General features: G+C 47.2%; 18 protein-coding genes and 1 pseudogene. 7 read left to right on the plus strand and 12 right to left on the minus strand.

Translation table 11 applies throughout. The annotated features are described in order from the left end of the window. Positions 1-129: 129 nt before the first annotated feature. From P3339_RS16525 to leuC, 5 genes are all read right to left on the minus strand, one after another. Positions 130-1,125, minus strand: a complete 996-nt coding sequence (locus tag P3339_RS16525; RefSeq protein ID WP_020411760.1) for an Asd/ArgC dimerization domain-containing protein — start codon at positions 1,123-1,125, stop codon at positions 130-132. Positions 1,126-1,316: 191 nt separating this feature from the next. After that, positions 1,317-2,429, minus strand: a complete 1,113-nt coding sequence (asd, locus tag P3339_RS16530; protein ID WP_282951228.1) for an aspartate-semialdehyde dehydrogenase — start codon at positions 2,427-2,429, stop codon at positions 1,317-1,319. Positions 2,430-2,498: 69 nt separating this feature from the next. Beyond that, positions 2,499-3,557, minus strand: a complete 1,059-nt coding sequence (leuB, locus tag P3339_RS16535; RefSeq protein WP_502867337.1) for a 3-isopropylmalate dehydrogenase — start codon at positions 3,555-3,557, stop codon at positions 2,499-2,501. Between the two features lie 30 nt (positions 3,558-3,587). Then, entirely contained in the window at positions 3,588-4,235 is a 648-nt protein-coding gene (leuD, locus tag P3339_RS16540; RefSeq protein WP_020411757.1) for a 3-isopropylmalate dehydratase small subunit, read from the minus strand. Further along, entirely contained in the window at positions 4,235-5,683 is a 1,449-nt protein-coding gene (gene leuC, locus P3339_RS16545) for a 3-isopropylmalate dehydratase large subunit (RefSeq protein ID WP_282951230.1), read from the minus strand. The genes leuD and leuC overlap by 1 nt, the downstream gene beginning before the upstream one ends. Before the next feature lie 185 nt (positions 5,684-5,868). On the opposite strand from leuC, the gene P3339_RS16550 reads away from it, so the two are divergent. The 3 genes from P3339_RS16550 to P3339_RS16560 all read left to right on the plus strand — a co-directional run bounded on the left by P3339_RS16550 (position 5,869) and on the right by P3339_RS16560 (position 8,868). Then, complete coding sequence (locus P3339_RS16550; protein WP_282951231.1) at positions 5,869-6,741, plus strand: LysR family transcriptional regulator; 873 nt, start codon at positions 5,869-5,871, stop codon at positions 6,739-6,741. 233 nt (positions 6,742-6,974) lie between these two features. Next, positions 6,975-7,712, plus strand: coding sequence for a TIGR04219 family outer membrane beta-barrel protein (locus P3339_RS16555; RefSeq protein ID WP_020411754.1), 738 nt, complete (start codon positions 6,975-6,977; stop codon positions 7,710-7,712). A 100-nt stretch (positions 7,713-7,812) separates the two neighbouring features. Continuing rightward, positions 7,813-8,868, plus strand: a complete 1,056-nt coding sequence (locus tag P3339_RS16560; RefSeq protein WP_282951232.1) for an NAD(P)H-dependent flavin oxidoreductase — start codon at positions 7,813-7,815, stop codon at positions 8,866-8,868. A 78-nt stretch (positions 8,869-8,946) separates the two neighbouring features. On the opposite strand, the gene P3339_RS16565 is transcribed toward P3339_RS16560, so the two are convergent. After that, complete coding sequence (locus P3339_RS16565) at positions 8,947-9,381, minus strand: PaaI family thioesterase (protein ID WP_282951233.1); 435 nt, start codon at positions 9,379-9,381, stop codon at positions 8,947-8,949. Positions 9,382-9,455: 74 nt separating this feature from the next. Continuing rightward, complete coding sequence (locus P3339_RS16570; protein ID WP_282951234.1) at positions 9,456-9,824, minus strand: VOC family protein; 369 nt, start codon at positions 9,822-9,824, stop codon at positions 9,456-9,458. A gap of 222 nt (positions 9,825-10,046) precedes the next feature. Here P3339_RS16570 and P3339_RS16575 point away from each other — a divergent pair, with 222 nt between their 5' ends. Beyond that, complete coding sequence (locus tag P3339_RS16575; protein ID WP_282953611.1) at positions 10,047-10,787, plus strand: alpha/beta hydrolase; 741 nt, start codon at positions 10,047-10,049, stop codon at positions 10,785-10,787. Between the two features lie 37 nt (positions 10,788-10,824). On the opposite strand, the gene P3339_RS16580 is transcribed toward P3339_RS16575, so the two are convergent. The 4 genes and pseudogenes from P3339_RS16580 to P3339_RS16600 form a co-directional block, all read right to left on the minus strand. Next, positions 10,825-11,886 carry a HupE/UreJ family protein gene (locus P3339_RS16580; protein ID WP_282951235.1) on the minus strand — a complete coding sequence of 354 codons (1,062 nt, stop codon included), beginning with the start codon at positions 11,884-11,886 and terminating at the stop codon, positions 10,825-10,827. Then, complete coding sequence (locus P3339_RS16585; RefSeq protein ID WP_282951236.1) at positions 11,876-12,247, minus strand: peptidylprolyl isomerase; 372 nt, start codon at positions 12,245-12,247, stop codon at positions 11,876-11,878. The genes P3339_RS16580 and P3339_RS16585 overlap by 11 nt, the downstream gene beginning before the upstream one ends. 44 nt (positions 12,248-12,291) lie before the next feature. Next, positions 12,292-12,789 carry a hypothetical protein gene (locus P3339_RS16590; RefSeq protein ID WP_282951237.1) on the minus strand — a complete coding sequence of 166 codons (498 nt, stop codon included), beginning with the start codon at positions 12,787-12,789 and terminating at the stop codon, positions 12,292-12,294. Between the two features lie 94 nt (positions 12,790-12,883). Continuing rightward, positions 12,884-14,856: pseudogene (locus P3339_RS16600) on the minus strand (DUF3604 domain-containing protein). Positions 14,857-15,046: 190 nt separating this feature from the next. Between P3339_RS16600 and P3339_RS16605 the strand changes: the two are divergent. After that, the gene (locus P3339_RS16605; protein ID WP_282951239.1) at positions 15,047-16,015 is read left to right on the plus strand and encodes an AraC family transcriptional regulator; all 969 of its coding nucleotides are present in this window, start codon (positions 15,047-15,049) and stop codon (positions 16,013-16,015) included. A gap of 182 nt (positions 16,016-16,197) precedes the next feature. On the opposite strand, the gene pepN is transcribed toward P3339_RS16605, so the two are convergent. Beyond that, entirely contained in the window at positions 16,198-18,831 is a 2,634-nt protein-coding gene (gene pepN, locus P3339_RS16610) for an aminopeptidase N (protein ID WP_020411744.1), read from the minus strand. Between the two features lie 295 nt (positions 18,832-19,126). Between pepN and P3339_RS16615 the strand changes: the two genes are divergently transcribed. Next, positions 19,127-19,573, plus strand: coding sequence for a nuclear transport factor 2 family protein (locus P3339_RS16615; protein ID WP_282951240.1), 447 nt, complete (start codon positions 19,127-19,129; stop codon positions 19,571-19,573). Positions 19,574-19,829: 256 nt separating this feature from the next. Then, on the plus strand, positions 19,830-22,766 hold the full coding sequence (locus P3339_RS16620; RefSeq protein ID WP_282951241.1) for an intermembrane phospholipid transport protein YdbH family protein: 2,937 nt from the start codon (positions 19,830-19,832) through the stop codon (positions 22,764-22,766). Positions 22,767-22,799 lie beyond the last annotated feature (33 nt).

Below are 22,799 nucleotides of genomic sequence, written 5' to 3' on the forward strand. Positions count from 1 at the left end.
TACTGAACGGTAATCGTTCGACTAATTGACCGCCTTTCAAGCGGCCACCAACTGTGGTGAATATTTCGCCACTCTCAGCCGGACCAAAGTTAAGATTACACCTTCACTATGGCCGCTAAGTATTAAATATCAGTAGTTTTTTAGCAACAAGTGAGCAATTTGTGCACAGTTCATTGCTACATCTTTTCGCAGGTTGTCTGATACTGCACAAAGATTTAGCTGACGCTTATTAAGTAGACTTTGGCGCAAGCGTCCGATGATTGTCACATCGCTGCCGACTGCGTTTTCTGCTGATGGCTGTTCCGCCAACTGCAGGCGAGCGCCATTGCCCAACAATGCGCGCGCATTTTCCAAATCAACATCTTCCAACAGGGAAACACCCAAGTTAGCCAGCTGACCGTGAAATACGGAAACCGTGCTGATGTTGGCGTCCACCGCAACATTCTCGCCAAGCAGGCGGCGCAAATCATGGATCAGGGTCAGCTCACTCACAGTGTGACCACTGGCGAGCAGCCCCTCGCTAGCGCTTAGCAAATTAAAAGCCAAGCGGTGGCCGATCGCCGGATCAATTTCTGCCTCCTGGCCACTAAACATACGCGCCGTCTGTGCGGCCATTGAATCAATCGCAGCCTTCCCCAACGCAGATACCGGCTGGCTCAACTGAACTTCGATAGCCTGCAACTTATCCTTCAGGGGGGCCAAGGCCTCCGCGACCATGGCGGCACCAGCACAGGGTAGGGTAACTAGGCGACGATCTGCATTCGCCAGATCCCCACTGTTAAACATCGGGTGGATCAAAACAGCACTTTCATCGCCTCGGGTATTGGCAGCCGCATCCACTATCCAGGCATCATTTTGCTCGGCCGCAGCCATGGCGGCTTGAACAGCATCACCGGCGCTCAATAGGAGAACCACCTGCTGGTCATTAAAAGCGAATTTTTCCAGGGACTGCACAGGAATATTGCGGTTAGCAAACACCTGCGGGTCCACTTCCCGGTCTTCGGTCTCCAGCAAACTCAGCTGTTCAGCGGTAATAATTTCCCGCTCCTCCAGTATTTCCAGCAGAGGGGCAAAGGCGGCGTTATCGACACCGACGATGACCAGTTCGCGGGCGGCTTCGGACATGGCTATTCACTTCGTTGAAATTGGAAAGGAAAAAATGAGGGGCGATTATACCTGTGAGGGAAAATCGAAAAAGCCGCTATGACAACCAGTAGCGGCTTTTTACGCGATGGGGTTCACAGCTTGGCGAAAAGTCCTCCATTAATAGGCACAAAAAAGATTGCCATTTGAGGACTTATCCAGGGCCGTACCAATTAAAGCTTGCCGAGCAAAATCAGAAGTATGCGGCGGAGGGGCTCTGCAGCACCCCACAGCAGTTGGTCCCCCACAGTGAAAGCGTTCAAGTACTCAGGCCCCATACTCAACTTGCGCAGACGCCCCACCGGGATATCCAGTTTGCCAGTCACGGCAGTGGGAGTCAGCGACTGTAAAGTAGCCTCGCGATCATTGGGCACGACGCTGACCCATTCATTTGCCGCACCTATCAACTGATCAATATCTGCCATAGGCAGGTCTTTCTTCAGCTTCACAGTGAAAGCCTGACTGTGGCAGCGCATCGCACCAATACGCACACAGGTACCATCCACCGGAATTGGAGCAGTTGTCTGCAGAATTTTGTTCGCTTCAACCTGAGCTTTCCACTCTTCACGGCTTTGGCCATTTTCAAGCTGGGTATCAATCCATGGCAGAAGGCTGCCAGCCAGGGGGGCACCGAACTCGGCAGTGGGAAATTCAACCGACCGCATATCCGCAGCCACCCTGCGATCAATTTCCAGAATCGCGCTGGCGGGGTCGGCGAGCTCACCGCTAACACTGTCGCGAATAGCGCCCATCTGCCCAATGAGCTCCCGCATATTGCGGGCACCGGCACCACTGGCGGCCTGGTAGGTCATGGCTGTAACCCACTCCACCATACCGGCTTTAAACAAACCACCGAGAGCCATCAACATCAGGCTAACGGTGCAGTTGCCACCAATAAAATTCTTTTGCCCGGCTTCTATGGCGCGATCGATAACATCGCGGTTAACCGGATCCAGAACGATTACGGCATCGTCCTGCATACGTAAACTCGAGGCAGCATCTATCCAGTAGCCATTCCAGCCTGCGTCACGAAGGCGGGAGAAAACCTCCTTTGTATAGTCACCACCCTGACAGCTGACAATCGCATCTAACTCTGCCAATGCATTGATATCGTAGGCATCGCCCAAAGGCGGCAGTTCACGGTCAATATCCGGTGCCTTTCCACCCGCATTGGAAGTGGAAAAAACCGGTTCAACGATATGGGCAAAGTCATCCTCTGAGCGCATGCGCTCCAGTAATACCGAACCGACCATGCCGCGCCAGCCGATAAAACCAATTTTTTGCATCGCGATATCCTGTGTGTGATGTGATCAAAGTGCGCCGCCGGGAAAGCGGCGCGATAGTGAAATCGGGGATTAAAGCGCAGCGACGACGGCAGCCCCCATTTCTGCGGTGGTGACTTTCTGGCTGCCCTCAGTATAAATATCCGCGGTGCGTAACCCCTGCTCCAACACCTTGCTCACCGCGGCCTCAATGGCTTCTGCTGCCTCACTCATATTGAGGGAGTAACGCAGCATCATCGCAGCGGACAGAATCGTTGCCAATGGATTGGCAATACCCTGCCCTGCGATATCCGGCGCGGAACCGTGGCAGGGCTCATAAAGGCCAAAACCACTTTCATTCAAGGAAGCAGAAGGCAACATACCAATGGAGCCTGTAAGCATGGCGGCGGCATCTGAGAGAATATCGCCGAACATATTACCGGTGACCATTACGTCGAACTGCTTGGGCGCACGCACCAATTGCATCGCAGCGTTGTCCACGTACATATGGGACAGTTCAACATCGGGGTATTCCGGTGCCAGACGATCCAATACCTCTCTCCAAAGTACAGTGACTTCGAGCACATTAGCCTTATCCACAGAGCAGAGTTTACCGCTGCGTTTTTGCGCCGCCTCAAAGGCACTGCGCGCAATACGCTCAATTTCCGACTCACTGTAGACATAGGTGTTAAAGCCCTGGCGTTCGCCATTTTCCAGAGTCTGGATACCCCGAGGCTCACCAAAGTAAATGCCGCCAGTCAGCTCACGTACAATCAAAATATCCAGCCCTGAAACCACCTCCGGTTTCAGGGAGGAAGCATCTGCTAATTGGGGGTAAAGAATTGCCGGGCGCAAATTGGCGTATAAACCGAGGCCACTGCGGATTTTCAACAGGCCTTTCTCCGGACGAATTTCTCTCTCCAGGGTATCCCACTGGGGACCACCAACAGCACCGAGTAATACTGCATCACACTCGCCAGCAGCCTTGAGCGTCTCATCGGTGAGGGGCTCACCATGGGCATCAATTGAGGAACCCCCAATCAGCCCCTGTTCAAAACTAAGCCCCAAATTAAATTTTCCAGACGCGACTTCCAGTACCGCCATCGCCTGCTCAACAATTTCCGGGCCAATGCCGTCGCCCGGCAAAATCATTACTTTCTTTGTCACAGGAATTTCCTTTAATTACTGAACCGCATCAAAAAGCCATGGGGCTTTTTCACGTCGCACCTCTTCATAAGCACGAATATCTTCTGAGTGCTCCAATGTCAGGCCGATGTGATCAAGGCCATTAAGCAAGCAGTGCTTGTGGAACGCATCTACCTCAAAGGGAATCACTTCACCGCAGGGTTTGCGCACATGCTGCTGCTCCAGATCAATGGTCAGTGAATATCCTTCCTGCCCATGAGTTTCTTCAAACAACTGATGTACTACCTCCTCCGGTAATACAATCGGCAACAGGCCGTTTTTAAAACAGTTATTGAAGAAGATATCGGCGAAACTGGGGGCGATAACTGCACGAAAACCGTGATCATCCAGCGCCCAAGGCGCATGCTCACGACTGGAACCACAACCGAAATTCTCGCGCGCAAGTAATACCGAACCACCCTGGTAACGCGGGAAATTTAGTGGGAAATCTGGATTAACAGGGCGGTTTGAGCAGTCCTGCCCAGGGAATCCCTCGTCCAGGTAGCGCAGCTCATCAAACAAATTGGGGCCAAACCCGGTGCGCTTGATGGACTTAAGAAATTGCTTGGGAATTATCAGGTCGGTGTCCACGTTGGCCCGGTCCATCGGCACCACAAGACCTTCATGTTGGGTAAACGCTTTCATCAGGCCATCTCCTCTTCCGCTCGCACCGTCGCCATTTCACGCACATCGACAAAGTGTCCCGCAATTGCTGCGGCTGCCGCCATACTGGGGCTCACCAAGTGGGTGCGCCCACCATAGCCCTGACGTCCTTCAAAGTTGCGATTAGAGGTTGAGGCACAGTGTTCACCAGCCCCCAACTTATCTGCATTCATAGCAAGGCACATAGAGCAGGAGGGCTCTCGCCACTCAAAGCCTGCCTGCTCAAAGATTGCATGTAACCCTTCCTGTTCCGCCTGAGCCTTCACCGCCTGAGAACCGGGTACAACCAATACCTGCTTGACGCTATCTGCTTTGTACCGGCCTTGGACCACTTCAGCAGCAGCGCGCAGATCTTCGATCCGGGAATTTGTACAGGAGCCGATAAATACCCGATCCAGGCGAATATCACTAATCTTTTGCCCGGCCTCAAGGCCCATATAATCGAGAGCGCGCTCCATTCCAGTACGCTTGGTACTATCATTTTCGGCAGAGGGATCTGGCACTTTGGCACTGATCGAGGCCACCATTTCCGGCGAAGTACCCCAACTCACCTGGGGTTCGATATCTTCACCGCGCAATTCCACCACCGCATCAAACTCGGCGTCGTCATCGGAATGCAGGTGACTCCAGGCCTCAACCGCTCTGTCCCACTGCCCACCTTTTGGCGCGTAGGGTTTGCCTTTCACATAATCGAGAGTGATCTGGTCAACCGAGACCATGCCGGCACGGGCACCGCCCTCAATCGCCATGTTACAAACGGTCATACGACCTTCCATGGACATGTTGCGGATAACCTCACCGCCGAACTCAATCGCATAGCCAGTGCCCCCGGCGGTGCCGATCTTACCGATAATCGCCAGCACCACATCTTTGGCGGTAACGCCTGGACGGAGTTCGCCGTCTACGCGCACCAGCATATTTTTCATCTTCTTCTGGGTCAGGCACTGGGTGGCCATGACATGCTCCACTTCAGAAGTGCCTATGCCGTGGGCCAGCGCGCCCAGAGCACCATGGGTAGAGGTGTGTGAGTCACCACATACCACGGTCATACCGGGCAGAGTCGCCCCGGTCTCAGGACCAATAACATGCACAATGCCCTGACCCGGTTCGTTAATGCCAAACTGCACCACATCGAAATCCCGGCAGTTCTCATCCAGAGTTTGTACCTGAATGCGGGAAATATCGTCACGGATACCGCTCACGCCTGCGGCGCGCTCCGTGCTCTCGGAAGGCACATTGTGATCCGGTGTCGCCACTAGGGAATCCTTGCGCCAGGGTCTGCGCCCTGCCAGTCGAAGGCCCTCAAATGCCTGTGGGGAAGTCACTTCGTGAATCAAGTGACGGTCGATGTAAATAAGCGCCGAGCCATCATCACTGGTCTTGACCAGATGGTCTTGCCACAGTTTGTCGTAGAGTGTTTGCCCTGCCACAGCCTGTCCTCTCAATTGTTTAGAGAACGAGTCTACCCAGCAGCAACAAATAACACCAATTTATATTTATTATCACAAGTATTCCATAATGGAATTCAAAGCTCATCCTGAAGTAGCATGTAAGCTGGGTCGCTTCATACACCGCCAACAATATTCCCGCAACCCATAAAACGAGGCTAAAAAATTTGGAAATTCAATGGCTTAAAGCATTTTTAGCAATTGCTGAGAGAGGCTCTGTCTCCGAGGGGGCAACTCAGCTTCACCTGACGCAGCCCGCGGTAAGCAAGCGCCTCGCCGCCCTCGAACAGCAACTTGGCGCGACATTATTCAACCGCATCGGCCGGCGCCTACAGCTGACTGATGCCGGCCGCGTGCTACTGCCCCGCGCCCGACATATTCTCAACGAAATCAGTGATGCAGAGCGGGAGTTACGCGCCCTCAGCAACTCGGTGAGCGGCAGCTTGCGCATTGCTACCAGTCACCATGTGGGACTGCACCACTTGCCACCGGTGCTTAGAGAGTTCAGTAACCGCTATCCAGAAGTGGCCCTCGATATCGATTTCCTGGATTCCGAACAGGCTTATGAGGCACTGATGGCAGCCAAGTATGAGCTGGCAGTTGTAACTCTGGCCCTGAAAGAATACCCGCACCTCAATGCACAGGTTATCTGGCCCGACCCCTGTGTGGTGGTAGCCGCTCCAGAACACCCCCTGACAAAAATTCCCACGCTGGAACTGGCCGACCTGGCCGACTATCCCGCCATACTGCCGGACCTCAATACCTATACCGGGCGCCTGATTAAACGCGAGTTTGATGCGCAAGGGCTAAAGCTCAGCGCCAAATTAGCGACCAACTTCCTGGAGACTATCAAGATGATGGCCTGTGTGGGCCTTGGCTGGAGTGTACTGCCCCACACGCTGGTCGATGAAAGCCTCGCTGTATTACCAGTGAAGAAACTGCAGGTGCTGCGCAACCTGGGTGTCATCAGTCATCGCGGTCGCACCTTGAGCAATGCCGCCAGTGCCCTACAAGAAATGTTATTTGAAGCAGCCAATTAAACCAGCGCAAAAGGAAAAATATCACAAGCTCATTTAGTGAGACTTGGCTGACGAATACGGAGCCAATCGCAATACATTAAATGAGGCGGAGAGCTGAACCCCAACAGCACGACGCTTTTACACGCCAGTTTTGCTTATCCGTTCAAAAAGATTTGCAAAAATGTGCAACTTACAGCGGCACATAAAAAATATATCTGTACACTCCGCGACAAATTCATCACGGAGAGAAGTCCATGAAAAAAACCGCAATTGCTTTCAGTGCCCTCCTCGCCTGCACTACTGCCAGCGCAGATACCATACTTGGTTTTGATGCCACAGCAGGCGTCTGGCTCCCAGGTTACACCGGTGGCATTGGCAATGATGACTATGATTTGGACAATCTCTCCCTCAGTGAAGACAACATTACCTTTATTCAGGCGGCCCTGGAGCACCCGATACCACTGGTCCCCAATATCCTGTTAGCCCACAGCAAGATTGACACCGATGGTGCCGCACTATTGGAGGGCTCTGTAACCTTCGACGATGAAACCTTCCTGGTAGGCTCAGAGATCACCACTGACCTCACCCTTACACACACCGATGCCACCTTCTACTATGAAGTGCTGGATAACTGGGTGAATTTAGACATAGGCCTGACTGCGCGCATGTATGACGGAGAATTTACTGCGGTAAGCGAAACCCAGGCAGAAACTGTCGACCTCACCGGTTACTTGCCAATGGCCTACGCTATGGCGCGTTTCGACCTGCCATTTACCGGCTGGTCGGTTATTGCTCAAGGTAATGGTACGGCCTACCGAGGTGATACCCACACAGACCTCACCGCAAAAGTACGCTGGGATTTCGTACCGGCAATTGATTTGGCTATCGAGGCAGGCTATCGGGTAATGAGCCTTGACCTGGAAGAGTTGGACGACCTGCAGAGCGATATCGAAATTAAAGGTCCCTATATTGGACTCAACCTGCACCTGTAAATAGCCCTGCCCCACCTACTCGAAATAACCGCAGCGCGGTATAGTTACCGCGCGCAAACTACCTTAATGTAGTAAGTCAAATATCAGAGAGGCCGGTGGGATGGCGCAAGCACTATTGGAAAGACTGGGAGTTCCGCACCCAATACTCCAGGCACCCATGGCAGGTGTTTCTAGCCCAGAACTGGCCGCTGCTGTTTCTAATGCAGGCGGCCTGGGCGCTCTTGGCCTCGGAGCAAGTTCACCACAAAAAGCAGCAGAGCAAATCCGCCAAACCCGGGCACTAACCTGCGCCCCATTTAACGTAAACCTCTTCTGCCATCAGCCAGCTATTGCAGACGCTAAACGCGAAGCAGATTGGCTTGCCCACCTCGCTCCTTACTTTGCCGCCCTGAAGGCGACACCACCTAAAGAACTCCATGAGCCCTACTATAGCTTTATCGGTAATAGTGAAATGCTGTCAGTAATTCTGGAAGAGAGGCCAGCCGTAGTCAGCTTTCATTTTGGCTTACCAGAGCAATCCACTATCGACACCCTGAAAGATGCAGGTATTACTCTTCTAGCTACCGCCACAAATCTTATAGAGGCACAACTTATTGAAGAAGCCGGCATTGACGCCGTAATTGCACAAGGTATAGAAGCCGGTGGTCACAGAGGTGTATTCGAACCAGAGCTTGATGAGGAGCTAGGCACTTTGGCACTAGTAAGGCTACTGAGCTGCCAACACCGCCTACCGGTTATTGCCGCAGGAGGCATAATGGATGGAGCCGGTATCCAGGCAGCTTTTTCCCTGGGTGCCAGTGCGGTGCAGATGGGGACAGCTTTTGTTCTATGCCCTGAATCCGCCGCTAATGATACCTTTCGCAAATCCCTTCAGAGTGAGCGGGCACACAACACCGCAATTACCATTAACATTTCCGGGCGCCCTGCCCGGGGAATCAGCAATCGCTTTTATCGAGAGCTGGATATAAATGCCCCTGCCCGCCCGGACTACCCTATATGCTACAGTGCAGGTAAAGCACTTGCCGCCGCAGCAGCCAATGCTGGCAGCGAGGACTTTTCAGTCCAATGGGCAGGCCAGGGCGCCCCATTAGCCAGAGCCTTACCTGCAAGTGAATTAATGACAACTTTAATCGCAGAGATCGAAGCCTGCAGCTAGTTTAGAAAAATACATTAGCGGATCTATACCTACCCCTTTTTCTGGGCACAAGCTCACCTGATACACACACTAGTGATCCTATTTTTTGGCGGAGGAAGAGAAATTCCGAATAAGAGCGGTAGCAGTAGACCTGGCAATCAAGGTTCCCTCCTGGAAAAGTTCTCCCTCAAGGAAACAAACACTAGCCCCCTTGGAAACAACCCTCCCCCATCCATATAGCTTACCGATTACAGCAGGTGCAATAAAGTTTATTTTCAGCTCTAAAGTTGGCGCAAACTCATTATCCTTAAGGGTTACAGCAAGCGCCGGCCCCATAGTATCGTCGAGCATGGCGGATAGAAATCCTCCCTGGATATTCCCCACAGGATTGGTAAAAGCCTCTTTCGCCTCAAACTCAACCTTTACCTTTCCGTTTTTGCAATCTATCTCCAGTATTTTTGCACCAAGAGTTTGTGCCGCATTAGGCATAGGTAAATTGCCATCCAACATTTTATGAAACATCCCTTTGCTCATTAACAATAATCCTTAAAAAAATCCATATATAACTTTTGTCGGAGTAGAGGCCGTCTTTGTGTCTCAAAAAATTACTAACGCGAAAAGATAGCAACTTTGTTTCCATCCAAATCTCTGAAATATGCACCATAGTAAGCCCCCTGATTTCTCTCTCCAGGTTCGCCCTCACTAATAGCACCCAATTCTATTGCCCTAGTAAATATGGCATCCACCAGTCCTGCATCTTCCACCTTAAGAGCCACCATAGTGCCATTGCCATGAAACGCTGGCTCACCATCAAAAGGAACCGTAATTGATAACTTTACTGTTGAGTTCGGAAACCCCCAAAATATAACCCGTTCAGATGAATAGGTTTTTGTAGCCTGTATGACAATTAAAATTGCATCATAAAAGTGCTCAGCTCTCTGAAGGTCATTAGTGCCCAATGATATATGCGAAATCATCTAAATATCCCACAAATAAAATTACGTACTTTTAGGTTCTCAATGACGAAACAGCTAAAAACTCTCCTTGTGGTTATAGACGTCAATCGATACGTACATCAATTGACCAACAGCCACATTACCTCATCCAAAATCCAATAAAAAGCATACTCCCTTGCTAAGCTTTCAACATTCCCGGTAACAGAAAACAGGAGAATAGCCATAGACACTCCCATTGTTCTAATTCACGGTACTAATGCTGGCCCTTGGACTTTAGAGAATTTTCATAACTACTTTATTCAAAAAGGATTTAACTGCCATAGTCCCGCCTATCGGTACCATGAAACCCCAAAATCAGAAGCGGCTCATCGACTCCTTGTCGGAACAAGCATTACAGACTATGTAGAGGATATAGCAAAATTTGTTATACATTTGAATAGAAAACCAATTCTAATTGGACATTCCTTAGGTGGAGTTATTGCACAAAAAATAGCCTCCATGGGCCTAGCGCAAAAAATAATCTTATTGAATGGAAGCACTAACTGGGGAATTCCACCCACAACCAGCCAGGAATGCAGTCTTGGCAAAATGTTTATGGCATCGGGGAAGTTCTGGGAGGATATACTATTACCCGACTTTGAAACAATGGCAAAATTCGGGCTCAACAAACTAAACTTATCTGACCAGCACCTTGTATTTAATCGTTTAGGACCGGAATCAGGCAGAGTGCTTTTTGAACTATTCTTCTGGATCTTTGATGAAAATAAAACCACCAAAATTGAATATGAAAAAATAAAGTGCCCTATTCTAATGATCTCAGGCTCTGAAGATCTCGCAATACCACCCTCTACAGCACGGCTCATCGCCAAGAAATGCAATTCACAAACCACCTTGCATGTTGCGGAAGGCTATGGCCACTACTTAATGCTAGAATCCAAATGGATAAATATTGCTGAATTTTGCTATAAGTGGATAACCGAATAGAAATCTTACATTTAATGTAAATTAAAATTCTTAAATTCTAAGAAACCAATTCTAAAGATCTTTCAATCAGCCAATACCCACTCACCACACCTACTGGGTAAACAGCTGATGTAGACGGCATCAGACCACGAAGTGAGTATACTGAAAAACCCCATCTTAAAAATATCAACTTAACCATATATGTCAAAAGAAGCACAAATAAAACAAATACCAATTGACCAAGCTCGACACCAGCATTAAAGCTAATCAAGGCTACTAATTTTTGGTCGTGAGGAAGGCCCAGCCCTGTCAATGCACTGGCAAACCCAAATCCATGTAACAACCCAAAACCGCTAGCAACAATAGCCGGGAATCGCCAAGACAAAGTATTCCTATCACGAGAATGCCCTGCATTAATAATCTCAGCCGCTAGGACCATAATACTTAATGGGATTAATACTTCTACAACATCCACCCTTATGGTAAAGAAATTCAAGCTTGCGAGCCCCAGTGTGATCGAGTGACCTAGCGTAAAGCCAGTTACCGCTATCAAAACACCCCGAAGCCCCCTTGCAATAAAAACCAGACACAAAACAAAAAGCAGGTGATCGTAACCTTCTAAAATGTGTAAAAATCCTGCTTTAATATACTGCCTCACACATTCCCAGGCAGACAAATCAGCAGGCAGATTTACTTCCAATACACCTGGGCCATTAAAAAGGTGGACAGCATCCCCATTTATCCTTTCAAAGTGAATCAAGGTAGATAGCACTGGATTTGCAACAGGGTATACAAGATATATTTGCAAATCAGTAGTAGGGCTTTTAATAGTATTGAAGCTTAGAGATTGGCACTGATACATTTTTACAGCAGAATGACGAGGAACCTCAACTCCAGAGATTTTTTGACAGCCTGCACCCTTTAAGTAAATATCGGGCTCAGTACCCGGCTCCATCACGGGAGGGATCTTCCATCGTAAACTATAGACTTTTTCTGAGACCTCCTGCAATTGAATATAAATTGGCCTCCCTTCATGGGCAAAGCCAGGACGACCATAGATTCCACCCACCAGAAAAATTAAAATAATTAATCTTAACCTGCAGGAATATCTATTTAACATAGGTAAAATCCGCAGACAAATCCTGTATTGAAAGATCCCATTCAACTCGATATTGAGCAATCAATTCCTGTATCTTACGTCGCCTCATATCATCCATTCTTTGACGGCGATAGTCTTCTAATACCAGAGGAGCAACCTCTTGAAAATTTGGCAGGCGACTGGGATTATTCTCAACCACCAATACTAAATGCAATCCATAAGGGGATTGATAAGGCCCGGACCAAGTGTTTATTGGCAACTGAAATATTTTCCGGGTCATATCCTCCCCCATATGACTAGCTACCAGTTGACGCGTTCGCGCCACATAATTTCGGTGAAATATAAATCTATCTCCATACCCTGCGGATTTTTCAAAAGCCACTGACTTTTCCAAAAGGTGATCCAAGGTCTGTAAAGCTACCTCCTCTAGACTGTTATTAAATTGATTCCTGGAATCAAAAAAACATGAGTGAAAGTCACAGAAGCTTCAATCCGGTACTCTTCCTGATGAAGCCAAAAGTACTGCTCTAAATCCTGCCGGGAAACATTAATATCACCAACAAAGCCATCTGTAACATACTCAAGCTTTTGAATAAGGCGACGACGTATGATCTGATCATTATCCTGAAGGCCAAGATTCATAGCCTCGCGGTAAAGCACTTCCTCCCTAATATAGTCATGAATCAAGTCTGATCGATCAGAGGGGCCAAGCTCTGCCAGTAAGTCCTGGCAAACCTCGGGTTGAATGTTTTTTTGATATTGAATATATTCAATTAACAAATCTTCATTCAAATGTAGAATATTCGTTTGATCCGATGCTCCTGCCTTTGGATCCACCAGCTCAATACCAACAAATAGAAACAAAGCGATAGCCAAAAAATGTACCAATGGATCTCTACCCAGTCCTCCCAAATTCTTCAGCATTTAAGCCTCCCACTAAAAACCTCTACAACTACTAAGCTAATAAGGTTAAGCAATGATCGCCTCACTGTACCATCAGACTTTATTCATTGATTAGCTACGGCGTATACCAAATAGGTGAGGTATAGGCACGCTCCTGAATAATTGCCGGGCCTTCAGAGGGTATCTGAACTCTTCCATGGTTGATTTCTTTTGCTGCCACCGCATCGTAAAGGGAGTGACGCGGCGTTGGAATCTGTAAAACACGAACATAATAAAAAGCCCTCTGGTTCATATCAAAGCCTGGATCCTGCCATAACGTGGACAACTCGATAGAACCCAGGGTATTGGTATAAAGGCCTGTCTCGCGGTCAACAGTATCACCCACCGGAGGTAATTGACCTCTGTTATCCAGGGACCGCTGGCCAGACCAGGCTACGTTAAAGATCTGCTCATGACTGTGCCCTCCCTCGTCGAGCCATGACTTTACAACTTGGACTCTATCAAGATTTGCTCCTTTGGGATCTTTAACAGCACGTATCAGTAATTGTATCGACTTATCTGTAGCTTGGGGCCTGGTTAAATCCCCCCCATAGGCACTCCATGGGAATAACCCAATTCAGCAATATTTTCTGCATCTATTGCATGCTTTGGGAAACTCCAACCTGCAAAAACACGCACTTGAATTCTCGGCCCTGTAGTTGCATAAACCTCACGACGCTTAAAAGCGGCAAACAGGCTTTCTCGTGTATTTTCCTCGGCCCAAACTGCAGCAAGACCAGAAGCTGACATATTCCAACCAGTTGCTTTGGTTCCGCCTATGACAGTATTTTTCCGCTTGCCCTCCGGAATTGAATCATGGGCAAATTTACCCCAGAAGTTTCCCTCTTCAGCACTCGATATACCGGTATGAGAATCGGTGGACCCAATCAATCCAAACTTATAGGGATTCATCCCTATTTTCTCTCCAATCTCCAAACCAGCCCTTAAGCCAGAGCGCACATAGTCGCCTTTAGCTACACGATAAGCTTCTGGATCAGCCTGTAAGTAGAAAGGATAATTTTCGAAGTCAGCAAAGGGATCCATAGGTGAAAGCTGTGAGTGCGTCTCGGAATCCCCTTTTATTTGCGTCATCTCAACCAGGGGCTCCCAGCGCATGCGCGTTCGTGCATACTGTGTGTCGATCGGCTCACCACGCAGAGTGGTTTCTGCAAACATATACCCTTTGGACACATTGGAGTTATGGGGGATAGCAATGAACTCGCTACCAGTTCGCTCTGACGTTTCATCCAACCAACGCCATAATTCCTCTGGATATTGACTCTGGTCTGACCCAAAAGGCAGATATTGCTTAGCCTGTTTGGAACCATTGGGGGAAACTACCACCCGATGCAGGTTGGCCCCTGTAGGGGTTGAACTCCACTCCCAACCTATAAAGCTCGTGAAAGTACCAGGTTGATAATGACGCTCGGCTGCATCAATGATTTCATGCCAAGCAGTTTCCCGGGTTTGATTTAAGTCCCCGAGCACCGGCTCTGGGGCAATATTGGCAGGGTCCTGTACTGGATCAGCATCATCCTCCGAGTTGAGCGCCTGTATCGGCAGCAACTCATTAAATATATCCATCCCCTCATTCACAGATACTTTATAGCGAATATGCTGCTTGGCGAACCAGCGCTTTATTGATTGGGAAATGGGTAATTCTGTATTTAGCTGGTCTGTTTCGTTAACTATCGCCCTCATCACCCCCAATCCCTCTGCATGATCGGAGACCACAAGAAAGTCCAGCGGTGTATCTATTCGTACCTTAGCATGAGTATAAGGGTGAATAACCGGTTGTCCCTTGGCCCACCGATAAGCAGTATCAGGCGTTGCCGAGTAATTTTGACTTAAAAAGGCATCGAATGAGTAAGAGGTATGTAAATGCATATCTCCCCAGAAAAGCTGGGTGGGCTCATCAGCCTTCACACTTCCATATAATGCGGAGGCTGATAAACCAGTAAGTACCACTATTCTTTTAATTAAATTGTGCATAGTTCCCATCGCATGAGTATCGGGACTTACTTTAAAAGCAGCAGGTTTCCTTAACATACCAAGACTGTTAGGCTAATCTTGGAAGAATGTAGAAATACTGATTTTGATGCTAATAGTTTGGCCTATGCACTTCTTTACTTAACTGGCCAAACTCTTGACCAATTAGGACAAGCTGGCAAATGGCTGAGAATGGACACACAACCATTGCAACCTGGGTTTTACCCATTATTGAGGCTTTAAAACCTTATTGTCCCCCCGGGAAGTCCTGCGAAAGGCCGGTATCTCAGCCTGTAGCATAGAGGATACAAATAGACGTATCCCTTTGGAAAACATGAAAAAATTATGGAATCTGGCAGAGTCCTTATCCGGCAATGATTGCATAGGTTTAGAGGTTGTGAAGCATGTTAACCACACAAACCTCCACGCTCTAAGTTATGCTCACTTGTCCAGTAGTTCCATCAGAGAAAGCCTGGAGCGGTCATCGCGATTCTCAGAGGTAGTCAGCACTGCCATGAAAATCAGTATTCGCAATGAGCGACACGAAGTAATAGTCTCCTGGCACAAGGTCGAAGACTTGCATTATGAGCCCAGCATCCATGCAGTGGATGCCTTTATCGCCTTGTTAATAAAATCATGCAGGAAAATATCCCCGGATATCCACAAAAATCTGATTGCAATTAACCTTACGCGCACGAAGCCAGTCAACCCTGAACACCATCGAATGATGTATAGATGCCCAGTGGGATTTTCTGCAAGCACCTGTGAAATTCGATTAGAACGCGATTTTGTAGATCGGCACATCTGCTCAGGAAATAGTGAGTTGGCTAATATCAACGAACAGGCACTAACGAATTATCTATCACGTCTAAGAAAAAATGACATTATCAATATAACAAATAAAGTTTTAATAGATCTGATGCCTACCGGTGACCTATCCCAAGAAATTGTCGCCAAAACCATCGGAATCAGTTGCCGCAGTCTACACAGAAAACTTAAGGAAAAAGGTTCCAGCTATCAGGCAATACTGGACAAAACGCGTAAACACCAGGCTATTCAGTACCTGAAGCAACAAGAGTTACCCGTGACATCAATTACCTATAAGCTTGGATTCAATGACACCAGTAGCTTTTCGAGGAGCTTTAAAAAATGGACGGGAAAATCCCCACGTGAATTCAGGAAACATGGCCAACGAGAAGAGCATAGCACCAGTGAATAAAACCTATCTCATCAATGTGTAATCGCATATAGCTTACTCTTTAAAGGCCGTTCATAGCTACATATCGGAACGCAACCCAAAAATATCTCTAAAGAAGAAACACACCACCAACCATAAGGTACATTATGTGTGACTGTTTGTGCGGGGCCGTATTACGACCACCGCTCTTTTCTGACTAATTGCTAATTCATTAAACTCTTACTCACCACTTCATAAACATCTTTGGAGAGCTCCCCGGAATTTGACACTCGTAATAGTGCAGCTTTCATTTTATCTGCCAAATCCCCCTGATATTTCTTCCAGCGCGTGATAGGAATTACCACTCTGGAGGCTATCTGGGGGTTTAACTTATCTAAAGCAATAACCTGGTCTGCAACAAACTCAAAACCACTACCATCATTTTTGTGGAATTGTTGGAAATTTCGATTGGCAAACCCACCAATTACTGCCCTCACTTTATTTGGGTTTTTCAACTCAAAGGCGGGATGCTGCATAAGCGCTTTGATATTATTCAGGGTGCCTCTTTTCGCGCTACAGGCTTGCTGTGCAAGCCAAAGCTCAGTAACTTGTGTATCTTCCTTCCAGCGGTCATAAAATTGATGAATGGCTTGTTCAGCGTATTGATCATTACCATAGTTAATCAATGCACTTAACGCCGCTGCTCTGTCTGTCATATTTCCAGCCGAATCAAATTGTCGCTGAGCGAGATCTAGAGCATCCGCAGATTCTGTGATACAGAGGTATTCCAAGCAGATATTCTTTAACCTGCGCTCAGCGATATCCTTGGCATTAGGGCTATAGGGCCTTTCAATATCAAGCTCAGCATACCGTTCTTTTAACTCATCAATAAGCGCGCAGGAGAGCGATTTACGAGCAAAAGCTCTTGCAGCGACAATAGCTTCAGCATCAATAGATACTGATTCCTCCGCAATGGAGTGCTCACTGGGCAAAAGCATAATTTCCGCAACCAGTGCCGGGTCTAGCTCTTTATCCAACAATATATTCCGATAAGCCAAAATGAGCTCTGGAGACAGTTTTAAAGTTAAACCTTCTTGGTATGCACCCTGAAGCAGATTCATAGCCTTAAACGCTAATCTTTGAGAAGCATCCCATCGATTAAAAGTATCCGAATCATGGCTCATCAGGAATAGAAGCTGCTCAAGACTATAGTCATAGCGTACTTTCACTGGTGCAGAGAAGCTTCGTAAAAGGGAAGGTAGAGGCTTCTCATTCAGCCCATTAAACTCAAACATCTGTTCACTTTCAGTGATCTCCAGAACAAGCTGGGTGGAGCCCGCTTTATCCAACGCGATATCGCTCCCTGTTGAGTCCAGTAATCCCACCGTAAGGGGAATGTGGAACGGGAGTTTGTCTTTTTGCTCAGGTGTAGGAGGGCAAGACTGGCGAATGACAAGCCTATATACACCCGTACTTTCATCAAATTGATCTGTCACATCCAAGACTGGCGTGCCAGCCTGGCTATACCAGCGACGGAACTGGGTGAGATCCACCTGATTAGCATCTTCCATTGCAACTATAAAATCTTCACAGGTAACGGCACACCCATCATGCCGCTCAAAGTACAGGTCACTCCCCTTGCGAAAGCCATCCGCTCCTAAAAGCGTATGGATCATACGCACAACTTCTGCGCCCTTTTCATACACAGTAAGTGTGTAGAAGTTAGAGATTTCCATATAGGAGTCCGGGCGAATAGGGTGCGCCATTGGACCGGCATCTTCCGCAAATTGATTAGTACGCAGCAAGGTCACATCTTCAATACGTTTAACGGCCCTCGAATTCAAGTCAGCGGAAAATTCTGCATCGCGAAAAACCGTAAATCCCTCTTTAAGACTAAGCTGGAACCAATCGCGGCACGTAACCCTATTACCCGACCAATTATGAAAATACTCATGACCAACGATTGATTCAATTCTTTGGAATGCCGAGTCGGTAGCGGTTTCCGGGCTGGCTAAAACACAGGCAGAATTGAAGATATTCAACCCTTTATTTTCCATTGCCCCCATATTGAAGTGATCAACTGCAACAACCATGAAAATATCGAGATCATATTCCCGACCATACACCTCCTCATCCCAGTGCATGGCACTTTTCAAGGATCGCATCGCATGATCACATTTGCCGATATTTTTTGCTTCAGTAAAAATCTGCAGCTTTACTTCACGTCCACTGGAAGTGGTAAAAGTATCATCAACATGCTGTAAATCTCCCGCAACCAGAGCAAAGAGATAAGCCGGTTTGGCAAAAGGGTCTTCCCAAGTAACAAACTGACGTCCGTCCTCAATATAGCCCCGATCCACTTCATTACCGTTGGAAAGCAACACAGGATGATCTATTGGGGCCACAATGGTAGTTGTGAATTTTGACATTACATCAGGCCTGTCTGGATAGAAGGTAATCTTCCTGAAACCCTCGGCCTCACATTGCGTACAATACATACCGTTGGAGAGATACAGGCCCTCTAAGGATGTATTATCCTCAGGGTTTATCCGATTGTGAATTTCCAGGAGAAAATCTGGTTTCTCAACAATAATCGACAATCCCTGCGGTAACTCCTGATAGTCAGCGGGAGACAGCATGGTGCCGTCAATAGCAATAGACAGCAGTTCCAGGTCGATTCCATCCAGAAGTAAAGGCGGTATTCCCTCTTCGGCCTCCGGATTTCTACGAATTTTGAGACGGGATTTCACTAGGGTGGCCTTTGGCTCCAGTTCGAAGCACAAGTCGGTACTATCCACCAGGTAATCCGGCACACGATAGTCCTTCAGGTAAGTAGTCTTCGGCTGGGCATCTTGCATTGTTGAAACATCCTCAATAAGTATGTTCCTATCGGAACGGTAAGGGGATAAATAAATTGGGGTAAAAAGCAGTATTACAAGTTGAAATAATAAGCCTAACTATTAGCATTTCTTATGGGCTTGTATTCCCACTTATCACTCAGTAGATCAGAATAACAAGACCTTCTCCATGCCGGCTGGTTTGGAAGCCTCTCACCCTGACACTAGCATTCAGCAATTTTGCGGCCATTTACTTTCACAGTTATCTTTAAAGCAACAAACGGTCGGTGGGCTGCTTCTCACTCAGGTGGTCATTATGGGTAACAAGCTTATCGCTTTACTGTTTATCGTTGGCATTTTGCTTTTCATTGCTACGCCAGCTTCGGCAGCAAAGCTGGACGATGAGCTGAACTCCCGCATGGAAGCTCTCAAAATGGCCTTTATGCAACATGATGGTAATGCCATCAAAGAAATAATGACTAAAGACGGATTGATAGTTACTCCCTATTACAAGGAAGCCCTCGGTCCCGGACAGGTTGTTGAAAAGTTCAGAACCTTGGATATTAAGAAACACTCCTCTTATAAGGTCTCAATAACACCTCTGAGCGCAAAGACTGCACTTATGACCATGTATACATCTTTTGAGGGCAGCTTCGAAGATAAGCCAGTTTCCGCCTGGCTGTTTACATCCAGCCTCTGGGTCAAGGAACAGGGCCTATGGCGCCTGAAGCTACTGCAGGAGACCATAGTAGAAGCACCATGACTGCTTGTTCACATTTTTTCAGCCATGAATGAGTGAACCATCCTATTCACGAATAATCCAACGTTTGCACCAATGATTATCCGGCCAGTTTGATAAAATAGCCTTTTACCAACTTTATGGGAGCAGTTGTCCTGCATTGTATGCCACCTACTGCAGTCCATAAGCGAGATAACAAAGTTACCTCCTTTCCTGGAGCTTGAGGTTTAGCGTGCGAAAGCCCCGTATTCTTATTTTTACGTTTTTAACTATCCTGGCTATGCTGCTATTCGGCAGCTGGTGGAAGAAGGATATCGTCGCCCCTCAACTTATCAATTTATTTTCCGGTGAAGTCGTCATCAAGCAACTATCCGGGCTGAACATCAGTTTCAGGGAAGTTTCCATTGAGCGGATTCAACTGACATCCACCAGTGGCAAAAACCTGACTCTAGATAATGTTCAAGTACTCTACCCATTCCATGTACTTATCAGCCGGGATAACATCCAGAGAATAGAATTATCAGTTGACAAGTTAACTCATCAGGAAAGCAAACCGGACACACAGAATCCGACGTCTCATCTGCTCGCAGAAGAAATTATTTTTTCCCTAGAAAAGATCGCCCGGGATATCACTCAAAATATACCCGGAAAAGTGCTAGTGAAGGAAATCGAAATTAATAACAGCTTTATTGCTGGCCCACTCAGCATTGTCCGAGAAGACAGCAACATCCTCGCAGAATTACCCTATAAGACTATTGGATTTGATAACTATCACATCTCTTTAGAGCTAGACCTAACCCCAGACAAGATTTCTGTGAATGCTAGTATCACTCCAGGTTCTTCTGAATTAATATCCTATACGACACTGAGTATCTCGAAAGAGGGCAGTAACTATTGGCAGTTGAATGGTGAAGCAACTTCGAACCTGGAAGTAATTACTCCAATTATCAGGGCTACTCGGCTACTAAACCTATTTCCAGAAAGTGAAATTGACTCCAGCGGACGACTTACTGTAAATGCAAATGCACTTATCCCTGATAATATCTTTTCCCTTTCGGATTACCAGAATATCAATCTACAGGTGAAGAGCAAAGCACTGGAAATTTCAGGTTTCAACGACAAATCAATCATAAATACGACGGCCAGGCTATCAACCACAACGCCTATTGAGATCGAGTTTAAATCATTTTCTCCCCTACTACTCGAGTACATCACGGGTTCCGGTGCATTTGAAGTTTCATCTAAACATGATAACGAAGCTGATAAACCCCTGCTCAACTTGAAATTTGAGTCCGCTACTGACGAAGCACAAAGCCCCAAACTACACGCGGAGGGTTCTGCTTATCTCGATGCAGCAGAGCCTATACTACAATCGCTTCACCGGAAGATATTTGCTCCCTCATTTACAGTAACCAACTTGGGGGGCAAGCTGAAGTTTCAGAGTGAGATTTTCTTTAAGCCTGTCAACTCAACCTCGGCGTGGCAAAGCTGGCTAGAAAGGATTGGCATCAACTTTCTCCCTGGCAGTGAGATACACCTCAACACTTCAATATCAAACCAGGAAAAAAATTCCCTTTTAAAGTCCACCGGATTGGACCAAAGCCAAGCAGATGTAGAGATTGTAGATACGGTACAACTTATATTGGAGCCATCTGCCACCAACACTTTTGCGGCCTCTATCAGCAATGGTGGGGTTAATTCAAAATTACAAGCATCTGGTTCAACCACCTCAGCTGTTTTACAAATTAGACAGCTTAATTGCAGTTATAATAGGACTTCTGAATGCGATTTCAACCTGGACTTAATGGCACCAACCATTATTAACAAAACGATAAATACCGTCGTAAAGGAGCTTCATTCTTCTGCAAAAATCAAAATCCAAACGGACGGTGACATTCGAAAAGTTAAACTTGAGCAGATAAATACCACATTTGAAGAAATTACAGGGGGAGAATTCAAGCTAAAGAAGGGTGTTATTCAACAACCCCTAATGAACTGTGAGATAAAAACACTCTCTACAAGCTGTATTAGTCCGAAATGGAAAAATCAACTTGATGCATTTAACAGTGAATCTATTTCGTTATCTGGAGATTTGGTCTTAAGTGATTTTAACCTAAAAACTACCAAAAGAAACACTGAGCTAAGTGCCAACTTCTCCAGCAAAAACCTCAAAGTTATTACTCCTGAAAATTATTCAATGACACCAACCCTCACTGGGGTTTTCTCCCTGAACGGAGATAAGATTGAGGGAAAAAGCCAGCTCAATGCTGGGGCTTTGAGGCTTGATTCGAATTGGTATCATAATATCGAGCAGGCCACCGGTAATATTCATTTTTCCTTACCAGAGGTTGAATTCACCACAAATAACCCCCTCAGCAAGGCAGTTCAAGGTTTGCCCTTAGATATAGTTTCAGGGGCATTTTCTGCCAATGGCAATGTATCCTGGCCTTTACAACCAAAAAATTCCTTCAAGTTAATACTTACCAATATTGCTGCAGTCTACGGGGAAAGTTTTGCTACTGGAGTAGAAGGGACAATTCTACTGGAAAACGATGAGGAACATTGGTTTACGCCGAAGCCTCAGCCGCTATCAATACGATCTATCAATGCAGGACTCACTTTGGATAAAGTCCTTTTTTCTTTGTCTCTGGACAGGGAGCAGGATCTGTCGCTGAGGGATTTCTCAGCTGAATTTCTTGACGGGGAGCTGCGTTCAGAAGCGCTCACCTGGAATCTGGCCGATAAAACTCGGAGCAGTATCCTGTCTGCCAAGAATGTGTCCTTGGAACAATTGGCTCAGGAAACTGAGTCAGAAAACTTTGAAGCTGGCGGACATCTAGATTTGGTGATTCCTATTATAACTGGCCCCGACGGCATCACAGTAAAGCACGGCCATTTGGAAGCAGTGGAGCCGGGAGGACGACTGAGATATTACGGAGCTTTTTCCCCTCAGATACTGTCGGGGAACCCGCAACTTAAGCTGATTGCGAATGCGCTCGAAGATTACGATTTCCGTACCCTGGAAGGCAGTATGGAGTACCCTCCCAGTGGTGACCTGCAGCTAAGCTTAAAGCTTGTAGGGCGCAGTGATTCCGTGGATTCAGAGCGGGATCTGATTATTAACCTCAATCTTGAGAATAATATTCCAGCCATGCTTCGCTCTCTTCAGGCCAGCCGCGATCTGACAGAAGCCTTGGAAAAGCAGCTGGACCAATAGGTCTGGATTAAAGTAGGCTCTTCGAAATTGGGG

Source organism: Microbulbifer sp. MLAF003 (assembly GCF_030012965.1).
GTDB lineage: Bacteria > Pseudomonadota > Gammaproteobacteria > Pseudomonadales > Cellvibrionaceae > Microbulbifer > Microbulbifer variabilis.

Excerpts from the sequence above, each read along its gene's own strand:
- P3339_RS16615 (WP_282951240.1), top strand. The coding sequence starts at position 19,127 with ATGGGTAACAAGCTTATCGCTTTACTGTTTATCGTTGGCATTTTGCTT.
- P3339_RS16565 (WP_282951233.1), bottom strand. The coding sequence starts at position 9,381 with ATGAGCAAAGGGATGTTTCATAAAATGTTGGATGGCAATTTACCTATG.
- P3339_RS16620 (WP_282951241.1), top strand. The coding sequence starts at position 19,830 with ATGCTGCTATTCGGCAGCTGGTGGAAGAAGGATATCGTCGCCCCTCAA.
- leuB (WP_502867337.1), bottom strand. The coding sequence starts at position 3,557 with ATGATTTTGCCGGGCGACGGCATTGGCCCGGAAATTGTTGAGCAGGCG.
- pepN (WP_020411744.1), bottom strand. The coding sequence starts at position 18,831 with ATGCAAGATGCCCAGCCGAAGACTACTTACCTGAAGGACTATCGTGTG.
- asd (WP_282951228.1), bottom strand. The coding sequence starts at position 2,429 with ATGCAAAAAATTGGTTTTATCGGCTGGCGCGGCATGGTCGGTTCGGTA.
- P3339_RS16590 (WP_282951237.1), bottom strand. The coding sequence starts at position 12,789 with ATGCTGAAGAATTTGGGAGGACTGGGTAGAGATCCATTGGTACATTTT.
- leuD (WP_020411757.1), bottom strand. The coding sequence starts at position 4,235 with ATGAAAGCGTTTACCCAACATGAAGGTCTTGTGGTGCCGATGGACCGG.
- P3339_RS16555 (WP_020411754.1), top strand. The coding sequence starts at position 6,975 with ATGAAAAAAACCGCAATTGCTTTCAGTGCCCTCCTCGCCTGCACTACT.
- P3339_RS16580 (WP_282951235.1), bottom strand. The coding sequence starts at position 11,886 with ATGTTAAATAGATATTCCTGCAGGTTAAGATTAATTATTTTAATTTTT.
- P3339_RS16525 (WP_020411760.1), bottom strand. The coding sequence starts at position 1,125 with ATGTCCGAAGCCGCCCGCGAACTGGTCATCGTCGGTGTCGATAACGCC.
- P3339_RS16560 (WP_282951232.1), top strand. The coding sequence starts at position 7,813 with ATGGCGCAAGCACTATTGGAAAGACTGGGAGTTCCGCACCCAATACTC.
- P3339_RS16570 (WP_282951234.1), bottom strand. The coding sequence starts at position 9,824 with ATGATTTCGCATATATCATTGGGCACTAATGACCTTCAGAGAGCTGAG.